General features: G+C 68.8%; 27 protein-coding genes and 1 tRNA gene. 15 read left to right on the forward strand and 13 right to left on the reverse strand.

From position 1 onward, the window contains the following. Positions 1-28 precede the first annotated feature (28 nt). Positions 29-1,111 (forward strand): NAD(P)H-dependent flavin oxidoreductase, encoded by a 1,083-nt coding sequence (locus tag LGN10_RS28025; protein ID WP_226225729.1) that lies wholly within the window; start codon positions 29-31, stop codon positions 1,109-1,111. A gap of 441 nt (positions 1,112-1,552) precedes the next feature. Then, complete coding sequence (locus LGN10_RS28030; protein WP_059578145.1) at positions 1,553-2,695, forward strand: branched-chain amino acid ABC transporter substrate-binding protein; 1,143 nt, start codon at positions 1,553-1,555, stop codon at positions 2,693-2,695. An 89-nt stretch (positions 2,696-2,784) separates the two neighbouring features. Here the strand turns inward: LGN10_RS28030 and LGN10_RS28035 are convergent, their stop codons facing one another. Beyond that, positions 2,785-4,002 (reverse strand): MFS transporter, encoded by a 1,218-nt coding sequence (locus tag LGN10_RS28035; RefSeq protein WP_226225730.1) that lies wholly within the window; start codon positions 4,000-4,002, stop codon positions 2,785-2,787. Positions 4,003-4,241: 239 nt separating this feature from the next. Between LGN10_RS28035 and LGN10_RS28040 the strand changes: the two genes are divergently transcribed. The 3 genes from LGN10_RS28040 to LGN10_RS28050 all read left to right on the forward strand — a co-directional run bounded on the left by LGN10_RS28040 (position 4,242) and on the right by LGN10_RS28050 (position 6,963). Further along, the gene (locus tag LGN10_RS28040; RefSeq protein ID WP_226225732.1) at positions 4,242-4,901 is read left to right on the forward strand and encodes a HugZ family protein; all 660 of its coding nucleotides are present in this window, start codon (positions 4,242-4,244) and stop codon (positions 4,899-4,901) included. A 354-nt stretch (positions 4,902-5,255) separates the two neighbouring features. Continuing rightward, the gene (locus tag LGN10_RS28045) at positions 5,256-5,549 is read left to right on the forward strand and encodes an H-NS family nucleoid-associated regulatory protein (protein ID WP_226225757.1); all 294 of its coding nucleotides are present in this window, start codon (positions 5,256-5,258) and stop codon (positions 5,547-5,549) included. A gap of 256 nt (positions 5,550-5,805) precedes the next feature. Continuing rightward, positions 5,806-6,963 carry a cation diffusion facilitator family transporter gene (locus LGN10_RS28050; protein ID WP_059578152.1) on the forward strand — a complete coding sequence of 386 codons (1,158 nt, stop codon included), beginning with the start codon at positions 5,806-5,808 and terminating at the stop codon, positions 6,961-6,963. Positions 6,964-7,014: 51 nt separating this feature from the next. Here the strand turns inward: LGN10_RS28050 and LGN10_RS28055 are convergent, their stop codons facing one another. The 3 genes from LGN10_RS28055 to LGN10_RS28065 form a co-directional block, all read right to left on the reverse strand. Then, positions 7,015-7,485 carry an Lrp/AsnC family transcriptional regulator gene (locus tag LGN10_RS28055; protein WP_006477376.1) on the reverse strand — a complete coding sequence of 157 codons (471 nt, stop codon included), beginning with the start codon at positions 7,483-7,485 and terminating at the stop codon, positions 7,015-7,017. A 79-nt stretch (positions 7,486-7,564) separates the two neighbouring features. Beyond that, complete coding sequence (locus tag LGN10_RS28060) at positions 7,565-8,224, reverse strand: exonuclease (protein WP_006483674.1); 660 nt, start codon at positions 8,222-8,224, stop codon at positions 7,565-7,567. Then, complete coding sequence (locus LGN10_RS28065; protein ID WP_059578155.1) at positions 8,221-8,865, reverse strand: MBL fold metallo-hydrolase; 645 nt, start codon at positions 8,863-8,865, stop codon at positions 8,221-8,223. Before LGN10_RS28065 ends, LGN10_RS28060 begins: the two co-directional genes overlap by 4 nt. Positions 8,866-9,517: 652 nt before the next feature. Between LGN10_RS28065 and LGN10_RS28070 the strand changes: the two genes are divergently transcribed. Beyond that, positions 9,518-10,129: a septal ring lytic transglycosylase RlpA family protein gene (locus LGN10_RS28070; RefSeq protein WP_059578260.1), complete on the forward strand. Its 612-nt coding sequence runs from the start codon at positions 9,518-9,520 to the stop codon at positions 10,127-10,129. A 91-nt stretch (positions 10,130-10,220) separates the two neighbouring features. On the opposite strand, the gene rsmI is transcribed toward LGN10_RS28070, so the two are convergent. Beyond that, positions 10,221-11,108 carry a 16S rRNA (cytidine(1402)-2'-O)-methyltransferase gene (gene rsmI, locus LGN10_RS28075; protein ID WP_226225734.1) on the reverse strand — a complete coding sequence of 296 codons (888 nt, stop codon included), beginning with the start codon at positions 11,106-11,108 and terminating at the stop codon, positions 10,221-10,223. Between the two features lie 46 nt (positions 11,109-11,154). Here rsmI and LGN10_RS28080 point away from each other — a divergent pair, with 46 nt between their 5' ends. The 5 genes from LGN10_RS28080 (at position 11,155) to LGN10_RS28100 (ending at position 13,613) form a co-directional block, all read left to right on the forward strand. Beyond that, positions 11,155-11,583, forward strand: coding sequence for a YraN family protein (locus tag LGN10_RS28080; protein WP_226225758.1), 429 nt, complete (start codon positions 11,155-11,157; stop codon positions 11,581-11,583). 126 nt (positions 11,584-11,709) lie between these two features. After that, positions 11,710-12,294 (forward strand): SIS domain-containing protein, encoded by a 585-nt coding sequence (locus tag LGN10_RS28085; protein ID WP_060310187.1) that lies wholly within the window; start codon positions 11,710-11,712, stop codon positions 12,292-12,294. Between the two features lie 17 nt (positions 12,295-12,311). Continuing rightward, positions 12,312-13,112 carry a BON domain-containing protein gene (locus LGN10_RS28090; protein ID WP_059578262.1) on the forward strand — a complete coding sequence of 267 codons (801 nt, stop codon included), beginning with the start codon at positions 12,312-12,314 and terminating at the stop codon, positions 13,110-13,112. Then, the gene (locus tag LGN10_RS28095) at positions 13,109-13,471 is read left to right on the forward strand and encodes a c-type cytochrome (RefSeq protein WP_059578167.1); all 363 of its coding nucleotides are present in this window, start codon (positions 13,109-13,111) and stop codon (positions 13,469-13,471) included. The genes LGN10_RS28090 and LGN10_RS28095 overlap by 4 nt, the downstream gene beginning before the upstream one ends. A gap of 66 nt (positions 13,472-13,537) precedes the next feature. Beyond that, a tRNA-Ala gene (locus LGN10_RS28100) sits at positions 13,538-13,613 on the forward strand. A 68-nt stretch (positions 13,614-13,681) separates the two neighbouring features. On the opposite strand, the gene LGN10_RS28105 is transcribed toward LGN10_RS28100, so the two are convergent. The 3 genes from LGN10_RS28105 to LGN10_RS28115 form a co-directional block, all read right to left on the reverse strand. Continuing rightward, positions 13,682-13,993, reverse strand: a complete 312-nt coding sequence (locus LGN10_RS28105; RefSeq protein ID WP_060008786.1) for a hypothetical protein — start codon at positions 13,991-13,993, stop codon at positions 13,682-13,684. Between the two features lie 125 nt (positions 13,994-14,118). After that, entirely contained in the window at positions 14,119-15,510 is a 1,392-nt protein-coding gene (locus tag LGN10_RS28110; RefSeq protein ID WP_226225736.1) for an enolase C-terminal domain-like protein, read from the reverse strand. Between the two features lie 62 nt (positions 15,511-15,572). Beyond that, positions 15,573-16,913: an MFS transporter gene (locus LGN10_RS28115; protein ID WP_060310185.1), complete on the reverse strand. Its 1,341-nt coding sequence runs from the start codon at positions 16,911-16,913 to the stop codon at positions 15,573-15,575. Positions 16,914-17,244: 331 nt separating this feature from the next. On the opposite strand from LGN10_RS28115, the gene LGN10_RS28120 reads away from it, so the two are divergent. Both LGN10_RS28120 and LGN10_RS28125 read left to right on the forward strand, forming a co-directional pair. After that, positions 17,245-17,862: a DUF2239 family protein gene (locus LGN10_RS28120; protein ID WP_226225737.1), complete on the forward strand. Its 618-nt coding sequence runs from the start codon at positions 17,245-17,247 to the stop codon at positions 17,860-17,862. A 15-nt stretch (positions 17,863-17,877) separates the two neighbouring features. Further along, entirely contained in the window at positions 17,878-19,209 is a 1,332-nt protein-coding gene (locus LGN10_RS28125; protein ID WP_226225738.1) for a carotenoid oxygenase family protein, read from the forward strand. 19 nt (positions 19,210-19,228) lie between these two features. Here the strand turns inward: LGN10_RS28125 and LGN10_RS28130 are convergent, their stop codons facing one another. Genes LGN10_RS28130 through LGN10_RS28145 form a run of 4 tightly spaced genes read right to left on the reverse strand, consistent with a single transcriptional unit; the run spans position 19,229 to position 23,489 of the window. Beyond that, complete coding sequence (locus LGN10_RS28130) at positions 19,229-20,395, reverse strand: ABC transporter permease (RefSeq protein ID WP_124863749.1); 1,167 nt, start codon at positions 20,393-20,395, stop codon at positions 19,229-19,231. A gap of 8 nt (positions 20,396-20,403) precedes the next feature. Then, the gene (locus LGN10_RS28135; protein WP_226225739.1) at positions 20,404-21,558 is read right to left on the reverse strand and encodes an ABC transporter permease; all 1,155 of its coding nucleotides are present in this window, start codon (positions 21,556-21,558) and stop codon (positions 20,404-20,406) included. Between the two features lie 21 nt (positions 21,559-21,579). After that, positions 21,580-22,278 (reverse strand): ABC transporter ATP-binding protein, encoded by a 699-nt coding sequence (locus LGN10_RS28140; protein ID WP_059578184.1) that lies wholly within the window; start codon positions 22,276-22,278, stop codon positions 21,580-21,582. A gap of 5 nt (positions 22,279-22,283) precedes the next feature. Next, the gene (locus LGN10_RS28145; protein ID WP_060310182.1) at positions 22,284-23,489 is read right to left on the reverse strand and encodes an efflux RND transporter periplasmic adaptor subunit; all 1,206 of its coding nucleotides are present in this window, start codon (positions 23,487-23,489) and stop codon (positions 22,284-22,286) included. 350 nt (positions 23,490-23,839) lie between these two features. Here LGN10_RS28145 and LGN10_RS28150 point away from each other — a divergent pair, with 350 nt between their 5' ends. Continuing rightward, on the forward strand, positions 23,840-24,073 hold the full coding sequence (locus tag LGN10_RS28150) for a hypothetical protein (protein WP_023477920.1): 234 nt from the start codon (positions 23,840-23,842) through the stop codon (positions 24,071-24,073). 78 nt (positions 24,074-24,151) lie between these two features. On the opposite strand, the gene LGN10_RS28155 is transcribed toward LGN10_RS28150, so the two are convergent. After that, a complete protein-coding gene (locus LGN10_RS28155; RefSeq protein ID WP_226225740.1) occupies positions 24,152-24,940 on the reverse strand; it encodes a Mut7-C ubiquitin/RNAse domain-containing protein in 789 nt (262 codons plus the stop codon). Positions 24,941-25,007: 67 nt separating this feature from the next. On the opposite strand from LGN10_RS28155, the gene LGN10_RS28160 reads away from it, so the two are divergent. Further along, positions 25,008-25,916: an NAD(P)-dependent oxidoreductase gene (locus LGN10_RS28160; protein WP_226094309.1), complete on the forward strand. Its 909-nt coding sequence runs from the start codon at positions 25,008-25,010 to the stop codon at positions 25,914-25,916. Positions 25,917-25,951: the final 35 nt, after the last annotated feature.

Raw genomic sequence — 25,951 nt, forward strand, 5'->3', positions numbered from 1 at the left:
TTCGCGCACCGTCATCGAAGGATTCGCCATGTCTGCCCGCTCGTTTTCCACGCCCTTTTCCGAACGCTTCGGCCTGCGTCTGCCGCTCGTGCAGGCGCCGATGGTCGGCGCGACCACGACCGCGATGGTCGCCGCCGCATCGAATGCCGGTGCGCTCGGCAGCCTCGGCGCCGGCGCGCTCGCACCGGAGCGCATCGGGACGGAAGTCGCCGCGATCCGCGCGGCGACCGATCGCCCGTTCGCGATCAACCTGTTCGTCTTGCCCGATGAAGTCGCGCCGGACGCGGCGACCGTCTCGCGCGCACTCGCGGCGATCGACCCGCTGAACGCCGCGCTCGGCCTGCCGCCGGGCACGGCGCCTGCGCGCTACGCGCCCGATTTCCGCGCGCAGCTCGATGCGCTCGTCGCGCTGCGCGTGCCGGTCGCGAGCTTCACGTTCGGCGTGCTCGACGCGGCCGACGTCGCGCGCCTGAAAGCCGCCGGCACCTATGTGATCGGCACCGCGACGCACGTCGCCGAGGGGCTCGCGTGGCGGGCGGCCGGCGCCGACGCGCTGTCCGCGCAGGGCGCCGAGGCGGGCGGCCATCGCGGCACCTTCATCGGTTCGGCCGCCGACGCGCTGATCGGCACGCTCGCGCTCGTCCCGCAGCTCGTCGACGCGACGGGCCTGCCGGTGCTCGCCGCGGGCGGCATCATGGGCGGCCGCGGCATCGCGGCCGCGCTCGCGCTCGGCGCGCAGGGCGCCCAGCTCGGCACCGCGTTTCTCACGTGCGCGGAAAGCGCGATCGCAGCCGACTGGAAGGCGCGCCTGCTCGCGAGCGCCGATACGTCGACGCAGGTCACGCGCGCGATCACCGGCCGTCATGCACGCGGGCTGCGCAACACGCTGATGGCGCGGCTCGGCGAGCACGAGGCCGACGCCGCGCCGTATCCGGTGCAGAACGCGCTGACCCAGCCGCTGCGCCAGGCCGCCGCGCGCGCGAACGACGGCGACTATCTGTCGCTGTGGGCCGGCCAGGGCGCGCCGCTCGCGCGGCGGCGCGGCGATGCGCTGACGACGGCGCAACTGATCGCCGCGCTCGACGCCGAATGGCGCGCATCGGCTGCCTGAACACTGCTTCGGCCGCTTGAACCATTCATGTCATCGGGCGACGAAACGCGCGTGGTGTCACGCGCGTTTCATTCAATGATCCAAGTCACAAAATACCGAATCGAAATGCCTCCGGGAATGGGCTGAAACGACCTTTCGACGGATCGCCGTGAATTAGCGGAAACCCTTATCCGGCGGGGCCTGCAGCGATATTCGAGTCATTTCTCCAAAGCGCCGATATCGGTAGTGTTACCACTACCCCAAAAAAGTCCCACAAATTAATTTGATCACCTACACTTGCGCGCAAGTACGGGCGGGCGGCTGCTAAAAGCGGCTGTTTTCACGTGCTTGAGGCCAAGTGCATGAAGGATGCAACCGGCGAATCGTCCAGTGATTGCAAACACAGGGATGGCAGCGGGGCACCGGGCGATGGCGTTTATTGGGACCGAACTGGAGACTTACATGAATATCAAGATGCAAAAGCTGTTGCCGATCACCGCAGCGGCGATGCTGTGTGCTGCAGCTGCAAGCAACGCGTCCGCCGATCAAGTCGTCAAGATCGGCCACGTCGCGCCGTTGACGGGCGGCATTGCACACCTGGGCAAGGACAACGAAAACGGCGCGCGTCTCGCCGTCGAGGAACTCAACGCGAAGGGTCTCACGATCGGCGGCCAGAAGATCACGCTGCAACTCGACCCGCAGGACGACGCCGCCGACCCGCGGCAGGCGACGCAGGTTGCGCAGAAGCTCGTCGACGACAAGGTCGTCGCGGTGGTCGGCCACCTGAACTCCGGCACGTCGATCCCGGCGTCGAAGATCTACAGCGACGCGGGCATCGTGCAGATCTCGCCGTCGGCGACCAACCCGGCGTACACGCAGCAGGGCTTCAAGACCACGTACCGCGTGGTCGCGACCGATGCGCAGCAGGGCCCGGCACTGGCGAACTACGCGCACTCGAAGGGCATCAAGAGCGTGGCGGTGGTCGACGATTCGACCGCGTACGGCCAAGGCCTCGCGAACGAGTTCGAGAAGAAGGCGAAGGCGCTCGGCCTGAAGGTGATGTCGCATGACGCGACCAACGACAAGGCGGTCGACTTCCGCGCGATTCTGACCAAGATCAAGGGCGAAAACCCGGACGCGATCATGTACGGCGGCATGGACGCCACCGGCGGCCCGTTCGCGAAACAGGCGAAGCAGCTCGGCCTGCGCGCGAAGATCTTCGCGGGCGACGGCGTGTGCACGGAGAAGCTGGCCGACCTGGCCGGCGACGCGACCGACAACATCGTGTGCTCGGAAGCCGGTGCCTCGCTCGAGAAGATGCCGGGCGGCGCGGCGTTCAAGGCGAAGTACGAGAAGCGTTTCGGCCAGCCGATCCAGATCTACGCACCGTTCACGTATGACGCCGTGTACATCATCGCCGACGCGATGAAGCGCGCGAACTCGACGGACCCGGCGAAGATCCTCGCGGCGATGCCGGCGACGAAGTACACGGGCGTGATCGGCACGACGACGTTCGATTCGAAGGGCGACCTGCAGCACGGCGTGATCTCGCTGTACAACTACAAGAGCGGCAAGAAGTCGCTGCTCGACGAAGTGAAGATGTAACGCGGCAAGCGGCCGACAGAAGGGGTGAAAACGCGCATGCGGCAACGCATGCGCGTTTTCTTTTGGGGCCGGCGGGCGCCGGCGGGCCGTCAGATCTTCAGGTGCGCGAGCACCCTCGGCGCGACGAGTGCGACGAGCGCCGCGCACAGCGCGACGACCGACAGGCCGACCGTCAGGTTCGCGGCCTGCGCGACCGCGCCGATCACGACCGGACCGAACAGCAGACCGAAATACGCGAGCCCGGCCACGTGCGCGAGCCCTTCGGCCGCGTGGATGCCCTTCACGCGCGCGGCGGCCGCGAACAGCACGGGCATCATGTTGGCCAGCCCGAGGCCCATCAGCGTGAAGCCGGTGAGCACCGCGGCCGGATACGGCAGCAGCAGCGCGCCGATCATCCCCGCGCAGGCGAGCGACGCGCTCGCGAACACGAGCTGCGGCGCGCCGAAGCGTGCGCGCACGGCGTCGCCCGCGAAGCGCGCGATGGCCATCCCACCCGAGAACGCCGCGTACGCGGCGCTGGCGAGCGCCGGGCTCGCCGCGACGACGTCGCGCATGTAGACCGTCGCCCAGTCGTACATCGCGCCTTCGGCGATCAGCGCGATCAGCGCGATGCCGCCGAGCATCCACAACGCAGGCGAGCGCCAGCGGTTGCCGCCGCCGTGCGCGTGCTCGTGATGCGGCACGTGAGGCAGCACGGCCGGGCTCGCGGCCACGAGCACCGCGGCGCTCACCGCCGCCGCGAGCGCGAGATGCGCGACGGGCGCCATGCCGGCCGACAGCAGCGCGCCGCCGGCCGCCGCGCCGGCCATCCCGCCGATGCTGAACATCCCGTGCAGCGACGACATGATCGGCTTGCCGAGCGCGATTTCGACCGCGCTGGCCTCGGCATTCATCGCGACGTCGAGCGTCGCCATCGAGAAGCCGAACAGCGCGAGCACCGCGATCAGCATCCAGTAGTCGGGCACGACGAGGATCAGCGCCGCGCACGCGGCCATCACGAGCCCGCCGGCGAGGCACGCGGTGCGCGAACCGACACGCGCGATCCAGCGCGCGATGGTCAGCATCGCGGCGATCGACCCGCCGGCGACCGCGAACAGCGCGATCGACAGCAGCCCGGGGCTCAGCGCGAACTTGTCGCGCACGGTCGGCACGTGCACGCCCCACGACGCGTACATCATGCCGGCGACGAAGAACAGCGTCATCGACGCCGTGCGCGCGCGCTGGCGGGCCGGCAAGGGCAGCACGCGGTGCGCGTCGGGCGGCGCGGCGAACGGAGACGACGATTCGGGGGAGGAGGATTCGGACACGGGAAGGCTCGTCAGGGAAATGCGCGGGCGCGGGCGGCGCCGGTCGGATTTGTCCGATTCTATCGAACCGCTTACGATCCTGCCGGGCGCTGGCCGTTCGGCCGAGGCGCGGGCGATCGCGCCATCCCGCGGCGGCGTCCCCGATCGCGCATTGGCCATCCGGCCGATGCGCGGCGCGCGGCGCCCGCGGGTAACATCGAAACCATCCCCGCCGCCGCTTTTTCACCGCAGGAGTCCCCTTGAACATCGATCCCGCCCGTACCTTGCATCTGCTGCACCGTTGCGCGTTCGGCACGCTCGCTACTCATACGCGCGAACCGCAGGGCTTCCCGTATCCGACGGTCGTCCCGTTTGCGCCCGATGCAAGCCATCGGCCCGTGATCCTGGTGAGCGGCCTGGCCGAGCACACGCGCAATCTCGCCGCCGATCCGCGTGCGGGCTTTCTCGTCGTCGATGCAGGCGGCGACGATGTCCTGGGCGCCGAGCGCGCGACGCTGCTGGGCCGGTTCGTGCCGCTCGGCGACGATCCGCACGTCACCGCGCGCTACCGGCGCTACGAGCCGGACGCCGAGCGCTATCTGGCGCTCGGCGATTTCGCGTTCTGGGCGCTCGAGATCGAGCGGCTGCGCCATATCGTCGGGTTCGGGCGAATGGGCTGGGTCGACGGCACGCGTCTCGATACGCTGCCGCCGCTCGCGTTCGACGACGAACAGGCGCTGTGGTATGCCTACGACACGAGCGACGCGCGCCGCGACGGGCTCGACCTGCTCGGCGTCGATCGCCATGGCGCGGACTGGCGATGCGACGGCCGCCGCGTGCGTACGCCGTTCGACGCGCCGCTGGCCGACACCGCGGCGTTGCGCGATCGGCTGATTGCCTGCGCCCGGGATGTGACGTGACGTCGCGGGTCAGGATTTGTCCGTTTAGCGAACGGCGTCATGTAGTTTTCGCAAAACTGTCGTCTGATGAAAGCTTTGATTTTTTCGAATGCGGGTAATTGCGTATGTTGATAGACCGAATAGCCAATCGCTAATGTCCTAATCTCTGTACGGGAGCGTGAAAATTTGAGAAAAGGCCGCGGCCGGTCAAAATGACATGTGCGAATTACAATGCATCTCAGGATTTTCATGAATCTCGCTTCTATCAAATCTTTTTTGTGCTAATCTCTGCCTTCGAAAATCCGAGGCACATATATTTCATGAATGGTGAGCTGGCTGCAGACCGGCGCCATTGGTCAGATAGAAAGGGAAACTATGTCTTCTTACAAGGACCTGCTGGCCCAGCAGGAGAAGCTGGAGAAGCAAATCGAAGAAGCGAAGTCGCGTGAATACGCTGAAGTACTGAATGACGTGAAGCAGAAAATTGCCGACTACGGCTTTTCGCTCGCCGAACTCGGTCTCAGCCGCGCGAAGGCCGGCAAGGTCGGCCGTCCGCGCGCTGGCGTGGCGGCAAAGTACCGCGATCCGGAAACGGGCGCGACGTGGTCGGGCCGTGGCAAGCCGCCGCGCTGGATCGCCGGCAAGAACCGCGACCAGTTCGCGATTTAAACGTTCGTTCAGGTTGCCCGCTCTTCGAAAGAGCCGCGTATCCGTCGAGGAGCGCGGCTTTTTTGTTTTCGGGCTGCCGGCGGCCCGTGTCGGCGCTGTCACGAAAATGTAAGAATCCGGTGTGAATGAAAATGCGACACGTTCGCATAAGCGATTGATTTAAATGGGAAATTTGTGGGTATTGGAAGGGCGTGCGGCGCGTCTTTGATAGAATTGCGTATCGCACACCGATGCGCACACCGATATCTCATATTTCATGTCCACGTTTTCCGGCGACGCGCAGGGCGCAGATAAGCACGCCGTTGCGCGCAAGAGCACGCTCGTCAGTATTGTGCTGAATGTCGTACTTGCGACATTTCAGATCGTCGTCGGCGTGATTGCGCATTCGCAGGCATTGATTGCCGACGGCGTGCATTCGATTTCCGATTTGATCTCGGATTTTGTCGTGCTGGTTGCGAATCGGCACAGCGGCGCGTCGCCCGATGCCGACCACAATTACGGCCATAGCCGCTACGAGACGGTCGCGTCGCTGTTTCTCGGCGCGATCCTGATTGCGGTCGGTATCGGCATGCTCTGGCGCGCCGGCGACCGCCTCGTTAATCTCGAAAATATTCCGGCCGTGCATTTTTCCGCGCTGATCGTTGCGCTGACGGTGCTCGTGTCGAAGGAAGCGCTGTTTCGCTACATGCTGCGCGAAGCGCGGCGCGTGCGCTCGGCGATGCTCGTCGCGAACGCATGGCATGCGCGTTCGGATGCCGCGTCGTCGCTCGTCGTCGCGATCGGCATCGTCGGCAGTCTGGCCGGCGTGCGGCTGCTCGACCCCATCGCGGCGGCGATCGTCGGCTTCATGGTCGCGCGCATGGGCTGGACGTTCGGCTATGACGCGTTGCAGGACCTTTCCGACCGCGCGCTCGATACGGCCGACACGGCCGAGATTCGCGCGCTGCTCGTCGCGACGCCCGGCGTGCGCGACGTGCACGACCTGCGCACGCGCAAGATGGGCGATGCCGCGCTCGTCGATGCGCACATCCTCGTCGATCCGAAGATCTCCGTCTCCGAAGGGCATTACATCGCCGAGACCGCGCGTGCGCGCGTGCTGTCCGACCCGCGCGTGCTCGATGCGCTGATCCATGTCGACCCGGAGAACGACGCGGCGCGGCGCCCGGCGCTCGCGCTGCCGCCGCGCGGGGAGCTCGCGGCCCGGCTCGAGGCCGCGCTCGCGCAGCGGGGCCTGCGTGCGGCGGCGATCAACCTGCATTACCTGAGTACGGGGCTCGAGGTCGACGTGACGCTCGACAGCGACCCGCGCGACACCGACGCGGCGCTGGCCGGCCGGCTCGACGTCGAGACGCTGAAGCGCGAGTTCGGCGCGCGCCGGATCAGCTTCACGCGCACGTTGCCCGCGCCGACGTGACCGGCGGCCGGCGGCCGCGGACGCGGCCCGCCGCAGCGGCAGGGCCGCGCGTTACAGCGGCAATTGCGTGTCGAACTTGATTTCGCGCAGCACGACGCTCGTGCGCACCTGCGACACGGCCGGGATCTTGAAGATGCGCTCGTGGAGGAACACGTCGTAGGCCTTGATGTCCGGCGCGACGATCTTGAGGATGTAATCGGCTTCGCCGGTCGTGCTGTAGCACTCGGTGACTTCCGGGCAGGTCGCGATCTCGCGTTCGAACTGCTCGACGCCGCCCTCGTTGTGGCGCGTCAGGTGCACGTGCGCGAGCGCGCAGACGTGCAGGCCGAGCTTCTCGCGATCGAGCAGCGCCGTGTAGCGCTGGATCACGCCCGACTGTTCCATGTCCTTGATGCGGCGCCAGCACGGCGTGCTCGACAGCCCGACCTGGTCGGAGATTTCCTGAACGGAGCGGCGCGCGTCGAGCTGCAACAGGCGAAGGATTTTTTGCGAAAAGGAATCGAGCGTCACCTGCGCCTCCATGCGGCAGCTACAACACGCTGAATGTTAGAGGGCCGGGAAAGGAAAGGCAATCTGGCGACGCGTCGCTGAGCGAGATTCGCTAATTTGCTCGCGGATCCGTGGGATTTTGTCCCGCCCCCGCGCTTTCCGACCGGTCGGTATCCGACACCGCGAGGCCCGCCAGCGCGGCCTGCTGCCGGCGCAGGTCGGCGAGCATGTTGCAGAACAGCGCGCCTTGCTCGATCGCGTCGTCGAGCGCGACGTGCGTGTGCGGATGGTCGTCGAACCAGTGCTTCGGAAAGCGCGGCTTGATCGCCTTGCGGTACGGCAGGCCCGTCATCGCGAACGCGAGCGTCTTGATGTCGAGCGCCGACCACGAGAACGGGCAGCGCCCCGCGAAGCGCATCATGTACCAGAACATGAACGTGAAGTCGAAGCCGGCCGGCATCGCGACGAACACCGGCTTGCCGGGCAGCGCCTCGACCCATTCGACGTAGGCGACCAGCGCCGCCTCGGGCGTCTGCAGATCGCGCCGGCACGCGGCCCAGGCTTCCGGCTCGGTCTTCCACCACGCTTCCTGCACCGGGTGCGCGTGCGCGCCGGGCAGCGTCTCGAGGTTCGCCGAGAACGTCGCGATCAGCTGCTTGTCCTCGGTATAGGCGGCCGACGCGAAGCTCAGCATCGAGTGCGGGCCGGGAATCGGGCCGTCGGCCTCGACGTCGGTGCTGACGTAAATTTCCGGGATGGCGGTCTGGTTCATCCGAATACCTTGTCGGACACGAACGGGTTCGTGCGGCGCTCGTCGCCGAACGTCGACACGGGGCCGTGGCCGGGCACGAACGTGACGTCGTCGCCGAGCGGCCACAGCTTTTCCTTGATCGAACGGACGAGATCCTCGTGATTGCCGCGCGGGAAATCGGTCCGGCCGATCGAGCCCGCGAACAGCACGTCGCCGACGATCGCGACGCGATGCGCGCGGCTGAAGAACACCACGTGGCCGGGCGTGTGGCCCGGGCAGTGATAGACCTCGAGCGTTTCGTCGCCAAACTGCACGGTGTCGCCGTCGTTCAGCCACCGGTCGGGTTCGAAGCTGTCGGCGGCCGGAAAGCCGAAGCGCTCGCTCTGCGTCGGCAGCTTCTCGATCCAGAAGCGCTCTTCTTCCTGCGGCCCCTCGATCGGCACGCCGTAGCGCGTCGCGAGCGTCTTGGCGCCCGCGCAGTGATCGATATGCCCGTGCGTGAGCAGCACCTTGTCGACCTGCACGTTCTGCCGCGCGATTTCCTGTTCGATCCGGTCGAGATCGCCGCCCGGATCGACGACGGCGGCGCGGCCCGTCTGCTCGCAGACGAGCAGCGAGCAATTCTGCTGGAACGGCGTGACCGGAATGAGCGTGACTTTCATGGAGGCACCGGCGGCTAAAAGGAGCGATTGTACCGGTCGCGCGCGCGGGCTGCCGTGCGTGCGACGCGCCCCGAGGTGCACGCGTCAGGGCATTCCCGGAGCATGCCGATTGTTACAGCCATAGCGAGAATCAATGGTCCGCCGGGGACCCTTTTCGAGACAAGGTTTTGATTTATGTATAATGCGCCCCATTGCGCGTGAATTTCACGCCATTCGCTGGTGTTTCGGCCCCGTTAAACGAGGCATCCGATTCACCGTCAAGCATCGGCCGCCGGGGAGTCCGGCGGTGTATCCAGCACCGAACATTCGGTGCTCACGTCTTGTCCGGCCGGGCGCTGCGCGCCCGCCTGCGGCCTTGCTGCCGCGCCGCCGGATGAGGCCTGTGCCGCCGTTCCTGTGCGTTGGTCGTATCGACGCGCGCGAACGTGGAGCCATGTTCGATGGCGGCATGTGGGGTCTGGTCAGGCTGTTGGGGACAGGTTGCGCCAGACGTGAAAACTAATCAGGACGGTTGCGGCCCAGACGAACGCCGCGCCCATGCTAGCCGCCTGCTCGCATTCGAGCGGGGCGTGCACGCATTTGCCGTCCGGGCCGCATCGCGTTGTGAAGCAGCGTTGTATCGATGCGGCCCGAACCAGAAGGCGACACGTCGATGAATTTACGTTTTCCGAGCCGATTCGGAACCATTGCATTGTTTTTTGCGCTGACGGGCTGTGCGGTGCCACCCAGCCAGACCACCGGCAGCGTGAACCCGAAGCGGGCGGTCGACAAGACGGCCGCTGCCGCGAAGGCGGACGACGACAAGCAGCCGCTCAATTTCGATTCCGCGCTGGCATCGATGCCGGCCGCCGACAGCAAGGACGCGAAGAAGTCGTCGCTGGCCGACGCCGAACCGATCGACGGCAAGGATGTATCCGATTTCCGCCAGAGCGGCCGCGCATCGTGGTACGGGCGCGATTTCCACGGCCGCCGCACCGCGAACGGCGAGCGCTTCAACATGAACGCGTTCACCGCCGCGCACCGCACGCTGCCGCTGTCGTCGTACATCAAGGTGACGAACGCATCGACCGGCAAGTGGGTCGTCGTGAAGGTCAACGATCGCGGGCCGTTCAAGCGCGGCCGCGTGCTCGACCTGTCGTATGCGGCGGCCAAGGTGATCGGCCTCGTGCACGCCGGCACGGGCCGCGTGAAGATCGAGGGGCTGTCGCCGCAAGAAGCGCGCGAGGCGCGCGACGAAATGTTCGCGTCGATCTCGGCGAAGTAACGCGGCGATCCCGTCCGGCGCATCCACCGCTCATGAACAAAGGGCTGCCTTCCGGCAGCCCTTTGTACTTTGCGTGCGGCGGCGGCGCGCGTCAGTCTTCCCTGCCTTCCTTCAGCACCAGCGCACGCGCATACAGCGTGTTGCGCGATGCGCCCGTCAGCGCGGCCGCGAGCCGGGCCGCGCTCTTCACCGGCACCTCGTCCAGCAGCAGCCTGAGCAGCGCGTCGTGCGCGGTGTCGTCCGCTTCGCCGCTTGCCGCCGGCGCGCCTTCGACGACCAGCACGAACTCGCCGCGCTGGCGGTTCGCATCGCCGGCGAGCCAGCTCTGTCCTTCGGCCAGGGTGCCCTGAAACAACTGCTCGTGTAGCTTGGTGAGCTCGCGCGCGATCAGCAGCCGGCGCGCGGGGCCGAACGCGTCGGCGAGCGCGGCGACGGTTTCGGCGATCCGGTGCGGCGCTTCGTAGAACACCAGCGCGTACGGGTGCGACGCCAGCGCCTGCAGCGCGGTCGCGCGCTGCTTGGCCTTCGGCGGCAGGAAGCCCGCGAACGTGAACGCGCCGGCCCAGTCGCCGGCCACGCTCAGCGCGGTCACGGCCGCGCTCGCGCCGGGCAGCGGAACCACGGCGAAGCCGGCGGCGCGCACGGCGTCGACGAGCCGCGCGCCGGGGTCGGAGATGCCCGGCGTGCCGGCGTCCGACACATAGGCCACGCGTTCGCCGCCACGCAGCAGTTCGATCACGCGCTGCGCGGCTTCGCGTTCGTTGTGCTCGTGCACGGCCACGAGCGGTTTCGAGATCCCGTAGCGGGCGAGCAACTGGCCCGTGTTGCGGGTGTCTTCGGCCGCGATGCGGTCGGCGAGGCCGAGCACGTGCAGCGCGCGCAGCGTGATGTCGGCCGTATTGCCGATCGGCGTGGCGACCACGTAGAGCGCGGCGTCCGGGTAGTGCTGCGTATGCGCGAGTTCGAGGAGGGCGGTCATGGCAGGCAATGCACGCAATCGCGGCACGAACGGAACAAGGACGGCATTGTGCCACGCGGCGCCGGCCGGGCCGGATGGCGCGCGCGGCCGGCCGCCTTCGGGCGACAACTTTTCCGGCGCGGCGCGATCCAAACCGGTCGGCGCGGCGTTCGAGCAGCGCGCGCGGCAGTTTCTCGAGCGTCATGGTCTCGCGTTCGTCGCCGCCAATGTGACGATGCGCGGCGGCGAGCTCGATCTCGTGATGCGCGAGCCCGACGGCATGCTCGTGTTCGTCGAGGTGCGCGCTCGGCGCAGCACCCGGCATGGCGGCGCGGCCGCGAGTGTCGGCTGGCGCAAGCGGCGGCGCCTGGTCGCGGCCGCGCTGCAGTTCTGGTCGCGGCACGGCGCCGGCGCCGCGTGCCGTTTCGACGTCGTCGCATTCGAGGCCGGCCGGCTTGCGTGGCTGCGCGATGCATTTCGTACCGACGATGCGTAGCCGCGAGCTGTGACGAGATGTAAAGAGTTCTTGCCGGACCGCCGGAGAGGGCGCCGGAGTACGGTAAACTCGCCGCACCCACGATGTCGCGCGAGTTGTGCCGCGCGCCCAGTTCACCAGGAATCGATGTCAGTCGAACGTATTCAGCAACAATTTCGCGACAGCGCCGCGCTTCACGCCGAAGCGGCCGACGCGCTGTCGCTGCCGATCGCAGCCGCGGTCGATGCGATGTTCGCCGCACTGGCGAACGGCAACAAGATCGTCGCGTGCGGCGACGGCCCGTCGGCCGCCGCCGCGCAGTACCTCGCCGCGTCGCTCGTCGGCGGTTTCGAGCGCGAGCGTCCGGGCCTGCCCGCGATCGCGCTGGCCACCGACGCGTCGCAGGCCGGCCTCGCGGGCGTGGCGGCCGCCGAGCAGTTGTTCGCGCAGCAGGTGCGCGTGCTGGGCCAGACGGGCGACATCCTGCTGGTGCTCGATGCGGGCGGCGCATCGCCGCGCGTGCTCGCGGCGATCGGCGAGGCGCACGAGCGCGAGATGACCGTCGTCGCGTTGACGGGCGGCAACGACCACACGGTGGCGGCCGCGCTGTCCGACACCGATATTCCGATCAGCGTGCCCGCCGTTCGCGCGGCGCGCATCCACGAAGTCCATCTGCTGACCATCCACTGCCTGTGCGACGGCATCGACGCGATGCTGCTGGGTGAGGATTGAACGAAGGAGAGCCGTCGATGAATCAAAGCCGCGTCAAACAGACGCTCGTCAGAACCACGCTGCTCGCCGCGCTGACGGCGGGCCTCGCCGTGTCGCTGCAGGGCTGTGTGCTCGGGGTCGTGGGCGCAGCGGCCGGCGGCGGCGCGCTGATCGCGACCGATCGCCGTACGCTCGGCGCGCAGACGGAGGATCGCGAGATCCAGGTCAAGTCGCTCTCGCAGATCAACAACGGGCTGCCGGACCAGTCGCACGTGAACGTGACGGTGTTCAACCGCCGCGTGCTGCTGACGGGCGAGGTGCCGAACGATGCGTCGAAGCAGCGCGCCGAGGAAATCGTGCGTGGCATCAACAACGTGAACGGCATCGTCAACGAACTGTCGGTCGGGCCCGCGTCGTCGCTGTCGTCGCGCGCGAACGACTCGTACCTCGAAGGGCGCGTGAAGTCCGAGCTGATCGCGACGAAGGGCATCTCGGCGAACTACTACAAGGTCGTTGCCGAACGCGGCAATCTTTACCTGATGGGGCTCGTGACGGTGGACGAAGGCAATCGCGGCGCGGAAGCCGCGAGCCAGGTGCCGGGCGTCGAGAAGGTCGTGAAGGTGTTCCAGTACGTGAAGCCGCAGGACGCGCAGGCGCTGCAGGACGCGTCGCCCGCGAGCGGCGCATCCGGCGCGCAGGCGGCTGCCGCACCGGCGGACAGCGCGACGGTCGGCGCGGTGCCCGACGCGTCGGTGCAGTCCACGCCGCTGCAGCCGCCCGCGCCGATCTCGAATTCGTCGAGCGTGCATCCCGGCAATCCGAAGGCGAAGGCGCAATGACGGGCATGCAGATGAAGCAGATGAAACGCTGGATGGTGCACGGTGGCGCGGCCATGGCGCTCGTGGCCGGCACGCTGGGCGCGGCTCACGCGGACGTCGGCGACGGCCTGAAAGTGGCGCGCGGCAACGCGTGCATGGGCTGCCACGCGGTCGACCGCAAGCTCGTCGGCCCGTCGTTCAAGGACATCGCCGCTCGCTACAAGTCCGATCCGCAGGCCGTCGCGAAGCTGTCGAAGAAGGTGAAGGACGGCGGCTCGGGCGTGTGGGGCGCGATTCCGATGCCCGCGCATCCGCGCATGAGCGACGCCGACGTCCGGTCGGTGGTCGAATGGGTGCTGGCCGGCGCGCCGTCAAAGTAACGCGTCGCGCGTGACGTAACCCCTATTGCCAAGCGTGGAAATGCGTGTGTATGATGGTCGACTGTTGGGGCGGTAGCTCAGCTGGGAGAGCGTCGCGTTCGCAATGCGAAGGTCGGGAGTTCGATCCTCCTCCGCTCCACCAACGGAATTTGAAAGGCCCGATCGCAAGATCGGGCCTTTTTGTTTTCCGCAAGCCATGGGCGCGACGCGCTAGGTCGCCAACTGGCAGGCCAACCTGAACGCAGGCACCGACAGCACGGCGAACCCCATCGTCATGGCCGCGAGCACCGCGGTTCTTCTCCGCAGCAGCACGCACAGGGCGATCGACAGCCCGTAGAGGGCGCAGGTCAAAATGATGACCCACACGAGCGCCGCGTAGCCCGCACCGCCTTCGAAATTCGACACGTTCCGCGTGATCCGGGTCGCGACATAGCCGGCGACCGTCACGCTCGCGGGCAGGCATAGCGCCGAATACAGCACGAAGACGATGATCTGCCGCGGTGTCGGACCGGATGACGTCATGAAAAGCGTTTTTTGCGAATGGACGAGGAGCGCCCGACCGTCCGCCGCACGGGTCGATCCAGGCAGCCGGCAGGATGCGGCCGTTTCCCGTATTTGGCAACCGCCCCCGTCAGCACACCGCCCCGTCACCCGCGCCCGAAACTCGGCCGCTTCGGATCGTACGTCCACCCCGGCACCAGATAGCGCATCGCCACCGCATCGTCGCGCGCGGTGCCGCCCACCTGCCGGTACAGCGCATGCGCGGCCTCGACCTGTGCCATGTCCAGCTCGATGCCGAGCCCCGGCCGTTCCGGCACGGCCACCTTGCCGCCGACGATCGCGAGCGGCTCGCGCGTGAGCCGCGCGTCGCCTTCCTGCCAGATCCAGTGCGTGTCGATCGCGGTGATCGTGCCGGGCGCGGCCGCCGCCGCATGCGTGAACATCGCGAGCGACACGTCGAAGTGGTTGTTCGAGTGCGAGCCCCACGTGAGCCCCCAGTCGCGGCACAGCTGCGCGAGCCGCACCGAGCCCTGCATCGTCCAGAAATGCGGATCGGCGAGCGGGATGTCGACCGCCTGCAGCCGCACCGCATGATCCATCTGCCGCCAGTCGGTCGCGATCATGTTGGTCGCGGTCGGGATCCCCGTCGCGCGGCGGAATTCGGCCATCACCTCGCGGCCCGAATAGCCGCCTTCCGGCCCGCACGGATCTTCCGCGTACGCGAGCAGGTGGCCTTGCCCGCGGCACAGCGCGACGGCCTCGTCGAGCGACCACGCGCCGTTCGGATCGAGCGTCGTGCGCGCGTCGGGAAAGCGCGACTTGATCGCCGCGATCGCTTCCATCTCGTCCGCGCCGGCCATCACGCCGCCCTTCAGCTTGAAATCGGCGAAACCGTAGCGCTCGACCGCCGCTTCGGCCTGCCGCGCGATCGCGGCCGGCGTGAGCGCCGCTTCGTTGCGCAGCCGGAACCAGGCATCCGAAGCATGCGCCTCGTCGCGATACGGCAGATCGGTGCGGCGCCGGTCGCCGATGTAGAACAGGTACGCGAGCATCGGCACCGCGTCGCGCTGCTGGCCTTCGCCGAGCAGCGCCGCGACCGGCACGTCGAGATGCTGGCCGAGCAGGTCGAGCAGCGCGGCCTCGATCGCGGTGATCACGTTGTCGAGCCGCAGGTTGATCTCGTGCGGCTGGCGCAGCACGGCCGCCTCGCCGGCCGACGTCACTTCGTGGCGGATCGTGCGCCCGGCGCCGGCGCCGGACAGCGCCGCGCGCACCGCGTTGAGCGTCGCCTGGTAGCGCCCGATCGGCTGCCCGACCACGCGATCCGTCATGCGCTCGAGCGCGTGGCGGATGCCTTCGCCGCCCGGCACTTCGCCGACGCCCGTATGCCCGCTGCTGTCGTCGAGGATCACGAGGTTGCGCGTGAAGTACGGCGCGTGCGCGCCGCACAGGTTGAGCAGCATGCTGTCGCGGCCAGCGACGGGAATCACCTGCATGCGCGTGACGCGCGGGGTGCCGGCACGGCTGGGTTCGGACATCGGTTCGCTCCTGGTTCCGGTGGCGCGCGGGCCGACGGACGCGCCGGCGCGGCCCGCGCGGTTCATTGAAGCTCGACGCGGCGGATCTCGCCGACGACGAACAGGTAGCAGATCACGGCGACGAGCGCGTGCGCGACGACATACACGAGGGCGCCGTTGAACGACCCGCTGCGGTCGACGATATAGCCGATCGCGATCGGCGTCGTGATGCTGGAAAGGTTGCCGCAGGTGTTGAGCAGCGCGCCGCTCAGCCCGGCGATCTGGCGCGGTGCGGTGTCGGCGTTGACGGCCCAGCCGAGCGCGCCGAGCCCCTTGCCGAAGAACGACAGCGCCATGAACAGCACGACGAGCACGTGCGAATCGGTGTAGTTGCAGACGATCATCGACATCGACAGCAGCATGCCGATCACGATCGGCACCTTGCGCGCGACCGACAGCGAGCGGCCCTGCCTGAGCAGCGCATCGGACACGACGCCGCCGAGAATCCCGCCGAGGAACCCGCACACGGCCGGGATCGACGCGACGAGCCCCGCGTTGAGGATCGACATCCCGCGCGCCTGCACGAGATAGACGGGAAACCACGTGATGAAGAAGTAGGTGAGCGCGTTGATGCAGTACTGCGCGACGTATACGCCGACCAGCATCCGGTTGCGCAGCAGCGCCTTCACGTGGCGCATCGACGGGCCGCCGTCGCGCCCGCCCGTCGCCTGGTCGATGTTGACGAGCGCACCGCCTTCGGCGAGGTAGTCGAGTTCCGCGCGGTTGATGCTCGGGTGGGCCTTCGGGTCGTACATCGTGCGGTTCCACACCAGCACGAACGCGAAGCCGAGCACGCCCATCACCGCGAACACCGCCTGCCAGCCGAACGCGTGCACGAGCCAGCCCATCAGCGGCGCGAACACGACGGTCGCCGCGTACTGCGCGGCGTTGAAGATCGCCGACGCGGTGCCGCGTTCGGCGGCCGGGAACCACGCGGACACGATCCGGCTGTTGGCGGGGAACGACGGCGCCTCGGCCGCGCCGACCAGGAACCGCAGCCCGAACAGCAGCGCGAACGCGGCCGCGCCGCCGAAGAAGCCGATGCCGCCCTGCAGCAGCGTGAACAGCGACCAGAAGAAGATGCTGAATGCGTAGACGATGCGCGATCCGTAGCGGTCGAGCAGCCAGCCGCCCGGCAGTTGCGCGACCACGTACGACCAGCCGAACGCGGAAAAGATGAAGCCCATCTGCACGTGGCTCAGGTGCAGCGCGCGGGCGAGGCTCGGGCCCGCGATCGCGATGGCCGCGCGATCCGCGTAGTTGATCGTCGTGACCGCGAACAGGACGGCGAGCACCAGCCAGCGCACGCGGGTGCGCCGGGCCGTTGCCGACGCGGACGCCGGCAGCGCGTGAAGCGGATTCATGACTTGTCTCCTCCGAAGGGCGGAAGGTGCCGTCGTGCGGCAGGCGCGTCGGTGCGCGCGTGATGTGGGTGGATGCCGCCGGCGGGAGGCCGGGCACCGGACGCCGATGCGAGGGCGTCCGGGCCATTCTGTCATGTCGAAACTTGCGTTTTCATGCCAATTGCTGACTTGATCGATTCAGCATTTGAATCGATCGGGCGAGGTTCGCCGCGGTCGGCCCCGCAGGATGGAAATTCGATGGGGGCGATGTTTTTACCCGGATAATATTGACATCCGATTAATACCCGGATAAAAATAGCGTCATTCCGATTTCAGCCTGCGGGCGACCACGATGACCGCTTCCACGCTCCTTCCTTCGTACACGGCCTTCGACGGCCACCGGCGGCTCGCGTCGGGCCCGCTCGCGACGGTCGCGCTCGCTGCCCGGCAGGCGGCCGGCGACGCGACGTCCGGCACGATCCTGATCTTCGACGACGCGACGGGCCGCTCGATCGACCTCGACCTGCGCGGCACTGCGGACGACATCCGCGCGCGCTATGCGGTGCCGTTGGGCGGCGCATCTGGAGCGTCCGGCGGCGCCGGCGAACAGCGCGGCCGCGGCCGGCCGAAGCTCGGCGTGGTGTCCCGCGAGGTCACGCTGCTGCCGCGTCACTGGGAATGGCTCGGCGCGCAGCCGGGCGGCGCGTCGGTGGCGCTGCGCAAGCTCGTCGAGGACGCGCGGCGCACGCATGCGGCGGCCGACCGGCGCCGCGACGCGCAGGCGCGCGCGTACCACTTCATGTCCGCGATGGCGGGCGACCTGCCCGGTTTCGAGGAAGCCGCGCGGGCGCTGTATGCGAACGACCCGGCGCGGCTGGCCGAACTGATCGCCGGCTGGCCGGACGACGTGCGCGACCATGCGCTCGCGCTGGCGCGCGGCGATCTGCCGCCGGCCGCCGCAGACTGCTGACGGAGCGCCGATGCGATGACCGTATTCGACCTGAACCGCGGCGCGATCGCGCCGGTCGCCGACGAAGTCGACTTCTTCGACCTGCGCGTGACGGGCACCCTTCCGCGCGAACTCGACGGCACGTTGCTGCGCAACGGCCCGAACCCGCCGGGCGGCCGCTTCGAAGGCAACGACCTGCTGTCGTGGTGGCCGGAGGCCGCGATGCTGCACGCGATCGCGTTCGACGACGGCCGCGCGGCCGGCTACCGGAACCGCTGGGCGCGCACGCGGCGCTGGGCCGCCGTGCACGCGCCCGCGCAGGCGCCGCATCTGCCCGACACCAATCCGAACGTGAACGTGCTGCAGCATGCGGGCGAACTGCTCGCGCTGGCCGAGGGCGGCGCGCCGCTCGCGATCACCGCCGCGCTCGATTCGCTCGGCATGCCGGCGCGGCACGCGGGCTTCGACGGCGGGATGACCGCGCATCCGAAGGTCGACCCGGCAACGGACGAGCTGATCCTGTTCCGCGCGGACTGGCGTGCGCCCTGGCTGCGCTACGGCGTGATCGACGCGACGGGCGTGAAGCGCGTCGATCTCGAGATCGAGCTGGGCGCGCCGTCGATGATGCACGACCTCGCGATCACCGAAACCCGCAGCCTGCTGCTCGACCTGAACGTCGGCTACGACTTCTCGCTGCTGAAGCAGGGCCACCGGATGCCGCTGCGCTGGCACGACGACCGGCCCGCGCGCATCGGCGTGCTGCCGCGCCACGGCGGCGACGTGCGCTGGTTCGGCGTCGAGCCGTGTTTCATCCAGCACGTCGTCAACGCGTACGACTGCGACGCATCGTGCATCGTGCTCGACGCGGTGCGCTATCCGTCGTTCCTGCGGCTCGACGCGCGCACGGGCCGCTTCGCCGACAACCCGGTCGGCGAGCTGTGGCGCTATGTGATCGATACCGCGAACGGGCTGGTCGACGAAGGGCCGCTCGCCGACGGCGGCATCGAGTTGCCGCGCATCAACGAAACCCGCACCGGGCGCGGCTACCGCTATCTCTATGCGGCCGAGCAGCCGAACAACGCGGAAATGCGCGGCGTGATGCGCTTCGACCACGCGCGCGGCACGACGATGCACTATGCGGTGCCGGCCGGCGACCAGAACGGCGAGCCGGTGTTCGTGCCGCGCCCGGGCGGCGCCGACGAGGACGACGGCTGGCTGCTGGTGATGGTCTACCGCGCGGCGACGGATACGAGCGACGTCGTGATCCTCGATGCGCGCGCGATCGACGCGGGGCCGGTCGCGACCGTGCATCTGCCGCGCCGCGTGCCGGCCGGGTTCCACGGCGCGTGGGTGCCGCGCGAACGTTGAACGTGAGCGGCGGCGCGCGTCACTGCGCGCGCAGCGCGTCGACGATCTTCAGCCGCGCCGCGCGCATCGCCGGCAGGAACCCGCCGACGAGCCCCATCACGAGCGAGAACCCGAGCGTCTTCACGACGATCGCGGGCGTCAGCACGAAGCGGAACGACAGGTCCGAGAAGGTCTGGAAGTTGGTCGTCGAGAACGACGCGAACTGCATCAGCGACGCGCACGCGAGCCCCGCGACGCCGCCGACGAAGCCGAGCAGCAGCGCCTCCAGCAGGAACGCCGCGAGTACGTTGGTGCGCTTGAAGCCGAGCGCGCGCAGCGTGCCGATCTCGGCCACGCGGTTCGCGACCGACGCATACATCGTGATCATCGCGCCGATCATCGCGGCGATCGAGAAGATCGTCGACAGCGTGATGCCGAGGATGTTGATGAACGTCGACAGCGCCTTCGACTGGTCGCCGTAGAAGGTCTGCTCGCGCTTGGCCTCGTCGGTCAGGCGCGGGTCGACGTCGATGTCGGCCTTGAAGCGCGCGAAGCCGTCCGCGCTCGGAATGCGCAGCACCATCGACGAATAGCTGGTGCGCCGGAACGACTGCATCAACTGGTCGACGTCGCCCCAGATCTCCGAATCGAAGCCGCTGCCGCCCGCGTCGAACACGCCGACGATGGTCCAGTCGCGCTGCGCGAAATGCAGGCGGTCGCCGAGCTGCGTGCCGCTGAAGCCTTTCGCGATCGCGCTGCCGACGACGATCTCCGACGAGCCGGGCGCGAAGGTCCGGCCGGCCGCGAGCTTCACGTGCGGACGCAGCGCGAGGCCGCCCGGCGACACGCCGCGGATCACGACGTTCGACGGCTTGCCGCTCGACGTCTTCACGAGCGAGATCAGCACCACGGCTTCCTTCGACACGAGCGGCCGGCCGTCGGGGCCGAGCGCGACGGCCGGGTGCATCTCGAGCGCGTTGGCCTGCTGATGGTCGATCGAACTCTGGATCTCGGTCTCGGCGCCCTTGCGGATCACCACCGCGTTGTCGGGTTCGCCGGTCGACACGAGCGTTTTCGTGAGGCCCGCATCGAGCATCTGCACCGTCGCGAACACGAAGATCACGAGCGCCATCCCGCCCGCGGTGAGCGCGGTGGTCAGCCGTCGGGTCCACAGGTTGCGCGCGATGTAGGTGAGCGGGATCGCCATGTGCGTCGCTATCCGATCGCCCGCAGGCCTTCGACCACGCGCACGCGCGCGGCCTGCCACGCCGGCACGAGCGCGGCCGCGAGGCCGACCGCGACCGAGCACGCGGCCTGCAGCACGACCGTCCCGGTCGACACCTTGAACACCGGAAAGATGCCGCCGGCCGCCTGCTTGAACAGGCTCGCGGCGGGCGGCGTCGCGAGGATCCCGAGCGCGCCGCCGACCACCGCGATCACGACCGATTCACCGAACACGATCAGCGCGAGGAACCCGGGGCCGAAGCCGAGCGCCTTCAGCGTCGCGTATTCGGCCGTGCGCTCGCGCGCGCTCATCGCCATCGCGTTGGCCATCACCGCCATGATGATCAGGATCACCACGTACGACACCAGGCGGATCGCCGCGATGATCTGGTTCGACATCGCGACGAAGCCGAGCTGGAACGCCTGCTCGGTCTCGGTCAGCGTTTCGGCGAGCGAGTTCTTGAACACCGCGTCGACGTGGCGCGCGATCGCGGCGCCGTCGTCGGGGTTCGCGACGCCGAGCACGAACACGCCGACCTGGTCGGCCTGCTTCGGCGTGCGCTTGCGCACCGTCTCGTTCAGGTAATCCCAGTGGAACACCAGTTGGCGCGTGATCGTCGAATCGTCGCGGCCGTCGAGAATCCCGCGCACGACGAAATCCCACGTGCCCGGATAGATCGTGCCCTTCAGCGGGATCACGTCGCCGACCTTGAAGCCGAACTGCGTCGCGAGCTGGCGGCCGACGAGGCAACCGCGGCGGTCGCGGTCGTAGTCGGCGCGCTGCTGCGCCGGCAGGATGAATTCCGGATACAGGTCGAGGTAGTTCTCCGACACCGCGAAGCTCGCGAAGAAGTTCTTCGGATCGCGGTATATGCCGCCGAACCAGTTCGAGCGGACCACGGCCGTCACGCCGTCGACGCCGCGGATCCGGTTCTCGTAGCTCACCGGCAGCGGAAACACCAGCGAGATCGCGTTGCGCGTGACGAGCCGTCCGCTGGACGCGGCCGCCGCGCCCGCGTACCACGCGTCGACGACGGTGTGCAGCAGCCCGAACGCGAGCACGGCGATCGTGAGCCCGAGCACGGTCAGCAGCGTGCGCAGCCGGTGCCGCAGCGCATTGCGCGCGATCAGCTTCAGCACATACACGGCGCGCGCTCCCGCCGCCGCTCAGCCGGCGTGCCCATCGATCAGCTCCCCCTTTTCCAGATGGACGAGCGAGCGCGCGGCGCCGGCCGCGTGCGCGTCGTGCGTCACCATGATGATCGTCTTGCCGAGCTCGGCGTTCATCCGCTGCAGCATCGCGAGCACGTCGGTGGCCGACGCGCGGTCGAGGTCGCCGGTCGGCTCGTCGGCGACGATCAGCACCGGATCGGTGATCAATGCGCGCGCGATCGCGACGCGCTGCTGCTGGCCGCCCGACAGCTCGGACGGGTAATGGCTCGTGCGGTCGCCGAGATTCACCATGTCGAGCACGAGCTCGACGCGTTCGCGCCGCTCGCGGCGCGACAGGTGCGTGAGCATCAGCGGCAGCTCGACGTTCTCGAACGCGGTGAGCACGGGCATCAGGTTGTAGAACTGGAAGATGAAGCCGACGTTCGCCGCGCGCCATTCGGCCAGTTGCGCCTCGGCGAGTTGCGAGATGTCGAGTCCGCCGACGCGCAGCTCGCCGCTGTCGGGCCGGTCGATGCCGGCCACGAGGTTCAGCAGCGTGCTCTTGCCGGAGCCCGATGGCCCCATCAGCGCGACGAAGTCGCCTTCGCCGATGTCGAGCGTGATGTCGGTCAGCACGGGCACGATCTGGTTGCCGCGCCGGTACGACTTCGCGACGTGGCTGAGCTCGACGAGGGGCGGTTGGGCGTCGTTCACGCGCGCTACTTCTTCGCGACGGTCACGTTCGCGCCGTCCTTCAGCTTCGCGCCCGGGGCGAGCACGACCGTGTCGCCGGGTTTCACGCCGCGCACCGCGACGAGCTCGCCGATCCGCGCGCCCTTCGTCACGGCCACCGCATGCACGGCGTCGTCCTTCACGACGAACACGACCGACCGGCCGTCGCGCTCGACCACCGCGCTCGCCTGCACGGCCGTCACCGGCTGCCGGTCCTGCGGCGACGCGGGCTTCGACAGGAACGCGATCTTCGCGCTCATGTCGGGCAGCACGCGCTCGTCGCGGTCGACGAAGCGCACCTTCACGAGCACGGTGGCCTTCGAGCGGTCGACGGTCGGCACGATGCGCGACACGCGCCCCGCGAAGCGCATGTCGGGCAGCGCGTCGAGCTGGATCTCGCACGGTTGCTCCGCGCGGATCTTCGCGATGTTCGATTCGGCGACGTCGGCCTCGACTTCGAGCGTTTCCATGTCGGCGATCGTCACGACCGCGCCCTTGCTGTCCGACGCGGACGAGAACGGCGTGATGTTGTCGCCGACGTTCGCGTGCTTCGCGAGCACGATGCCGTCGAACGGCGCGCGGATCACCGTCTGGTCGACCGCCACCTGCGCGGCCTGCGCGTTCGCTTCGGCCGACGCGATCGCGGCCTGGTCGCTGGCGAGCGTTGCGCGCGCCTTGTTCACGCGGGCCGTGTCGGTGTCGAGCTGCGCGGCCGGCACGGCCCCGCGCGGCGCGAGTGCGGCCGTGCGGCGCAACGCGATCTCCGCATCCTTGAGCTCGGCCTGCGCGACGCCGAGGTTCGCGCGGGAGACCTGCACCTGCGCGCGGGCCTGCCCGAGCGACGCCTGCACGTCGCTGCTTTCGAGGCGCGCGATGATCTCGTTCTGCTTCACGCGCGTGCCTTCGAGCACGCCGAGCCACTCGACGCGCCCCTGGCCCTTCGACGCGACCGCGGCCTTGCGCTGCGGCACGACGTAGCCGGTCGCATTGAGCTGCGTGTCGTTCTGGTACGGGTAGGCGGACGTGACGGACGTGGTGTCGACGCTTGGCCGGCCGGTGAGCGCGAGGCCGGCGCCGATCGCGACGACGACGAGCGCGGCGGCGAACGCATAGCGCGCCCACCGGCGCCGGCGCGGCGCCGGTGCGAGCGGACGCCGGTCGATTTTCAGTTTGTCCAGATTGTGATCGGGCAATTTGAGCGCCTCGAGACGGCGGCGGTCGTGCGACCGGCCGCGATCCGGTTTCCGGGGAAAGGGACGGATGGACGCCAGTATAAGCGTCGCCCCGGCGCCGCGCGAGCCGGTTTGCGGCGCGGTGCGACGGCGGCTTGCCGGTACCGGGTGACGCGGCGGCCCCCGGGAAAACCCGAGGATGCAGGCAACGTGTCAACTTGCCGCGAACGCGGTGCGTTATGGAACCAGTGCGTCAGGTTTCGTCGCGACGGAACGGCGAAAGCCGGCCTCGCGGCCTGGGGCTCCGGTGCGAATGCCTCGCATCTTTAATTACCGGTACGTTTGATTTTTTCTCCGCTAAAGGAAAAACAATGAAGAAGACGCTCGCTTCGATCATCGCCGCGGCATTCGCGCTCGCATCGGTTTCGGCATTCGCACAGGCGTCCGCGCCGGCAGCCGACACGCCGGCTGCCGCATCGGCACCGGCCAAGAAGGATCACAGCAAGCCGAAGCACCAGCTGAAGCACCACGGTTCGAAGAAGGGCCAGGCGAAGGCTGCAGCCGCATCGGCCGCCGGCACGAACGACGCAGGCACGCAGAACTAAGCGGTTCGCCGCCACGGCCGGCGTTGCCGGCCATCGGTCGGCCAGCCCCGCATGCTCCGGCATGCGGGGTTTTGTTTTTCAGGCGCCGAATTCGCCGGGTTCGTCGGATTCGCCCGGTTCGTCGAGCCGAACGGGCGGCGGCGCGCGCATCGCGTCGACCACCGTGCGCATGCGCCGCCAGTGCGAGCCTTCCCAGAACACGCGCCGGCACACGTCGCACGCGACGAAGCGCCGCTGCCGCTGCCGGACGCCCGCCGGCACGCGCGGCGCGGCGGCGGCCGCGTCGAGCGGATGCAGCGGCGCGTTGCAGCGCAGGCACAGCCGGAACGGCCGCATGTGCGGGGCGAGATCGAGCCGCTCGAACAGTTCGCGCAACTGGTCGGCCGGCTGCCGCGCATGGAGATAGCAGCCGCGCACGACCGCGCGCCGCTTGAGCAGCTCGCGGTCGCGGGTCAGCACGATCCGGTGCTCGCGCTCGGCCAGCGCCGCGAGTTCGTCGTCGCGGTAGTGGTTGTCGTAGCAGGTGTCGAAGCCGGCGAGGCGCAGCAATTGCGCGAGGCCGCCGAGATGCGCGTCGGCGACGAAGCGCCATGACGCCGGCGGCAGTCCGGTGGCACCGTTGGCCGCCGGCCGCGCGCGTTCGGGAAAGACGTCGACGCGGTCGCCGTTGTCGAGCGGGCGGTCGAGCGCGGCCGGCGCGTCGTTCACGCACAGCCGGCCGATTTCGGTATGCGGGACGCCGAGCGCCTCGATCGCGTGCTTCACCGTCGCATCGCGCGCGCACGCGTGGGCGAACGCCCGATCGCGCCGCGGGCGCGCGAGAAAGGCGTTCAGTTCGCCGTGAAAGCGGAAGGTCGCGGTCGCCATTCGTGCAGTATCGCACCGCGCCGGCCGGTCGGCGGCAGGCGGCAGGCGCTGCAGACCGTCGGCATCTGTGTTTAACTCGCGGCTTCACGGAGCGAAGGAGCGGGTGATGGATCTCGGGTTTATCGGGCTGGGCGAAATGGGGCAGGCGATCGCGACGAACCTGCTGAAGGCGGGCCACACGGTGCGGGTCTGGAACCGCTCGCGCGAGCGGGCCGAGCCGCTCGCGGCGTTCGGCGCGCGGATCGTCGACACGCCGGCCGACGCGTTCCGCGGCGACGCCGTGTTCTCGATGCTCGGCGACGATGCGGCCGCGCGCGCGGTGTTCGACGACGCGCTGCTGGCCCAGGCGCCGCGCGGGCTGATCCACGTGAACATGGCGACGGTATCGGTCGCGCTCGCCGAGTCGCTCGCGCACGCGCATGCGTCGCGCGGCATCGACTATGTCGCCGCGCCGGTGATGGGGCGGCCCGACGTCGCGGCCGCCGCGCGCCTCACGATCATGGCCGGCGGCCCGGCCGAGGCGATCGACCGCGTGCAGCCGCTGTTCGACGCGATCGGCCAGAAGACCTGGCGGTTCGGCTCGCTGCCGCAGCACGCGAACGTCGCGAAGATCGCCGCGAACTTCACGCTCGCGTCGGCGATCGAGACGCTCGGCGAGGCATCCGCGCTGCTGGGCGCGCACGGCGTCGCGATGCGCGATTTCCTCGACGTGATCACCAGCAGCGTGTTTCCGGGGCCCGTCTACGAAGGCTACGGCGCGATGATCGCCGAGCGGCGCTACGAGCCCGCGCGCTTCAAGGCGCGGCTCGGGCTGAAGGACGTCCGGCTCGCGCTGGAGGCCGGCGACGCGACGTCGGTGCCGCTGCCGGTCGCGAGCGTCGTGCGCGACAGCCTGCTCGACGCGCTCGCGCACGGCGGCGGCGACCAGGATTTCGCGGTGCTCGGCGAAGCCGCGCTGCGCCGCGCCGGCCGCTGACATGCGACACAAGCGTCGTACGCACGGCATAATCG

Origin of the sequence: Burkholderia sp. AU32262, from assembly GCF_020419985.1 — a bacterium.
GTDB classification, from domain to species: Bacteria; Pseudomonadota; Gammaproteobacteria; order Burkholderiales; family Burkholderiaceae; genus Burkholderia; species Burkholderia semiarida.